Below are 4,778 nucleotides of genomic sequence, written 5' to 3' on the forward strand. Positions count from 1 at the left end.
GAAGTCACAGTGACTGCTGATGTTTTCGGAGATGGCCATGATGAAGTAAAAGCTGTGTTGCTGTACCGCCATTCCAAAAAGAAAAAGTGGAACGAGGTCCCGATGCAGTTTCTGGGCAACGACCGCTGGCAGGTTAGTTTTACGCCTGACAGCATGGGCAGCTTTGAGTATACCTTGCAAGGCTGGATAGACCATTTCTATACCTGGCAAAAAGGCATCAAAAAGAAATTTGAAGCCAACCAGGATATCGCGGTAGAATTGCAGATCGGGGCGCAACTGCTGGAGGAGGTTGCTGCCACGGCCAAGCCCGGGCAGCAGAAGCGCCTGAGCAAATGGGCAGAGCAGCTCAACAGGCCCGGCTCGGTGGCCGATGCGGTCGCACTAGCGACAGGCGACGGCGTCACCGAACTGATGCATGCCTGCTGTGAGCGTCGCCATGTGACGACGTATCACAAGGTATTGCAGGTGGATGTGGAGCGCCCGAAAGCCCTCTTTAGCACCTGGTACGAGTTTTTTCCCAGATCAGCAGGGCAGGGGCAAGGTCAGCATGGCACCTTCCGGGATTGCGAACGGCTGCTGCCCCGCATTGCCGAGATGGGATTCGATACCATTTACCTGCCGCCTATCCACCCGATCGGATTTGCTTTCCGCAAGGGCAAGAACAACTCGGTGACTTCCCAGCCGGGTGAGCCGGGCTCTCCCTGGGCCATCGGTGCCGAATCAGGCGGCCACAAAGCCATTCTGCCGGAACTGGGTACCCTGGAGGATTTTCGCAGCTTTGTGCATGCCGCGCGGGAACATGGCATCGAGGTAGCCCTTGATTTTGCCATTCAGTGTTCTCCCGATCACCCGTATGTAAAGGAGCATCCAGCTTGGTTCAAATGGCGTCCGGATGGTACCGTGCAGTATGCCGAAAACCCGCCCAAAAAATACCAGGATGTGCTACCCGTAAACTTTGAGACCGAAGACTGGCAAAACCTGTGGCTGGAACTGAAGAGCATCGTGATCCATTGGATCGAGCAGGGGGTGTACGTGTTCCGGGTGGACAATCCCCATACCAAACCGTTTCATTTCTGGGAGTGGCTGATACGGGAGGTACGGCAGCAGTATCCGCAGGTGATCTTCCTGGCCGAAGCCTTTACCAGGCCGCGCGTGATGGAGCGGCTCGGCAAGATCGGTTTCACCCAGTCCTATACCTACTTCACCTGGCGCAACACGGCTGCCGAGATCAGGGAATACATGACGGAGCTGACCCGGAGTGAAATGCGCGACTTCTACCGTCCCAATTTCTGGCCCAACACGCCCGACATCCTGCCGCACGAATTGCAGACGGGCGGAGAGCCGGCGCATATTACGCGCGTGGTTATGGCGGCTACGCTCTCCTCGAACTATGGCCTGTATGGTCCCGTGTATGAATTTGGCATCAACACGCCGGTGCAGGGCAAAGAAGAATACCTGGACTCCGAAAAATATGAGGTCGTGCACTGGGACTGGGGCAAGCTGACAAAGATCCGGGAAGTGATCACCAAGATCAACAAGATCCGGCAGGTCAACCCGGCCCTGCAGACCACCTGGAACATCGAATTCGGCGACACGGACAATCCGCAGCTGCTCTGCTATGCCAAGTGGGACAGCAGTTACCGTAGCAAGATGCTGATGGTCATCAACCTGGACCCGCACAACACGCAGGCTGGCTGGGTGAAGGTGCCACTGCAGGCGCTCCGGATGCCGGAAAACCAGCAGTACATGGTGCACGATCTGATGACAGAGCACAAGTATACCTGGAACAGTGAATGGAATTACGTGGAGCTGAGACCGCACGAGATGCCGGTGCACGTATTCCGTATAGAGGTAGCCACCCCGGGTATGGGCCACGAGAGCCTCGACGATACCTGGTTACCTGAAGAGCACAGCAAACACGAATAAACACGAAAAAACTATATGGCAGAGGACAACACCCTTCTAGACGACAACATTCACTGGTACAAAGACGCGATCATTTATGAGCTGCACATCAAAGCTTTTATGGATGGTTCCGGCGATGGTATAGGCGATTTCAAAGGCCTGATGCAGAAACTCGATTACCTCGAGGACCTGGGGGTAACGGCGATCTGGCTGCTACCTTTCTACCCGTCACCGCTCAAAGACGATGGCTACGACATTGCCGACTACTACAGCATCAACCCGAGCTACGGCAACATGCAGGATTTCAAACTGTTTGTGAAAGAGGCGCACCGCCGCGGGCTGAAAGTGATCACAGAGCTTGTCATCAATCACAGTTCTGACCAGCATCCCTGGTTCCAGCGGGCCCGTCGCGCGAAGAAAGGCTCCAAGCACCGCAACTATTACGTATGGTCCGACGACCCAACCCAGTATAAAGATGTGCGCATCATCTTCACGGACTACGAGCCAAGCAATTGGACCTGGGACCCCGTGGCCGGGCAGTACTACTGGCACCGCTTCTTCCACCACCAACCCGACCTGAACTTCGACAACCCGGACGTGCAGCAGGAAGTGTTCAAGATGCTCGATTACTGGTTCGACATGGGCGTGGACGGCTTCCGTCTGGATGCCGTGCCGTACCTGTTTGAACGGGAGGGCACCAACGGGGAGAACCTGCCCGAAACGCACGACTTCCTGAAAAAGCTGCGGGCGCATGTCGACAAAAAATACGAAGGCAAGCTTTTGCTGGCAGAGGCGAATATGTGGCCCGAGGATTCTGCTTCGTACTTTGGAAACGGCGACGAATGCCACATGAACTACCACTTCCCGATCATGCCACGCCTGTTCATGTCCGTGAAGATGGAGGACCGCTTCCCGATCATCGACATTTTTGACCAGACACCGGCTATACCTGAAACCTGCCAGTGGGCCATGTTCCTGCGCAACCACGACGAACTCACGCTGGAGATGGTGACGGATGAAGAACGCGACTACATGTACAAGGTATACACCCGCGATCCACTGGCCAAAATCAACCTGGGTATACGCCACCGTCTGGCCCCGCTTTTGGGCAACGACCGGGCCAAGATCGAGCTCATGAACGTGCTGCTCTTTTCTATGAAGGGCACGCCGGTCGTGTACTATGGCGACGAGATCGGCATGGGGGATAACTACTACCTGGGTGACCGGGATGGCGTGCGCACGCCGATGCAGTGGAACGACAACCGCAATGCTGGTTTCTCGACAGCCAATCCCCAGAAGCTATACCTGCCGGTGATCATTGATCCGGAGTATAAGTATGAATCGGTGAATGTGGAGACGCAGCAGCACAACAGCAGTTCCCTGCTCTGGTGGATGCGCCGCATCATCAACATGCGCAAGCGCTACAAAGCGTTTGGCCGCGGCTCTATCCGCTTCCTCAACCCATCCAACTCCAAGGTGCTGGCTTTTGTGCGTTCGTACCAGGAGGAGAATATCCTGGTAATCGCCAACCTGTCCCGTTTCCCGGAGGCCGTGGAATTGGACCTGCCCGAGTTCAGGGGCTATGTGCCGGTTGAGGTATTTAGCAAGAACAAGTTCCCGCAGGTGAAGGACGATACCTACCTCTTTACCATGAGTGCGCACGGTTACTACTGGTTCGAGCTGCAGCCACAGGAAGTCAGCTTAGGGGCAGGTATAGACCTGGAGAAACCGGCTATGCAGTTGCCTGCGCTGGACAGCCCGCTGCCTGCACGGGCCCTGAAAGCGCTGGAAACGAAGGTGCTGCCCAACTACATCCTGAAAAGGCGCTGGTTCGGGGGCAAAGCCCGCACGGTCCAACGCATGCAGGTGGTGACGAACGTGCCGATGACGATGGGCCAGTATGGCGCATCGCTGCTGTTCATTGAGGTGAGTTATAACGAAGGTCTGCCGGAGCTCTACCAGCTACCGGTTGCCTTTGCCACCGGCGAGCAGGAACAGGAACTGATCAATGATCAGCCGAACAGCGTCATTGCCCGCGTGTCCATTGAAGGAAATGAAGGTATACTATACGATGCGGTGTACTCGGAAGACTTCAGGCAATTGCTGCTCAAGCAGATGGCAAAGCGCAAGCGACTCAAGACTGATAACGCGGAATTGGTAGGCTACGGCAGCCGCGTGATCAGCTCCAGAATTAAAGAGGTGGGTCATCCGCTCAGTTCTAAAATACTGGGTGCAGAGCAGAGCAATACCTCTGTTATCTTTGAGAACCAGTTCTTCCTGAAGGTATACCGCAAGCTGGACCGTACCCTGAACCCCGATGTGGAAGTGGTGCAGGCACTCACCGACAGGGTAAACTTCCCGAACGTGCCCATGTTCCTGGGGGCTATCGAGCACCAGGAAGACGGCAAAGCGCCGATGGTGCTGGTGATGCTGCAGGACCTGGTGCCGAACCAGGGCGATGCCTGGACCTACATGGAAGACTCTTTGAAGCGCTTCTTTGAGCGCCTGCAAATCCATAAAGAGCATATTATACAGGGCGACACCACCGGTACACTGGCACGCCCTGTGGCGTTTGCCGATGCACCGGAGCATGTGCAGATGCAACTGGGTGGGGCTTCGGTGGAACGCATCGAGCTACTGGGGCAGCGCACCGCTGAGATGCACCTGGCGCTGGCATCCATCACCGATTCCAAGGACTTTGCCCCGGAAGATTTCTCGCTGCACTACCAGCGGTCCCTGTTCTCCTCGCTTACTTCCCTGGTACGAAGCAACTTCGACAGCCTGCGCAAACACCTGCCCAATCTGCCGGATGCTGTCCGCGCAGAAGCAGAAGAGGTGCTGCAGATGCGGCAGGAAATACTGGATCGTCTCAA

At 55.9% G+C, this 4,778-nt stretch carries 2 protein-coding genes; both read left to right on the forward strand.

Annotated elements, in window-relative coordinates:
* A partial coding sequence (locus tag OB13_RS07330; protein WP_461489504.1) for an alpha-1,4-glucan--maltose-1-phosphate maltosyltransferase occupies positions 1–1,926 on the forward strand: 1,926 nt, incomplete at its 5' end.
* Positions 1,927–1,941: 15 nt separating this feature from the next.
* The coding region (gene treS / locus OB13_RS07335; RefSeq protein WP_461489505.1) for a maltose alpha-D-glucosyltransferase at positions 1,942–4,778 on the forward strand (2,837 nt) is incomplete at its 3' end.

Source organism: Pontibacter sp. HJ8 (genome assembly GCF_054824225.1).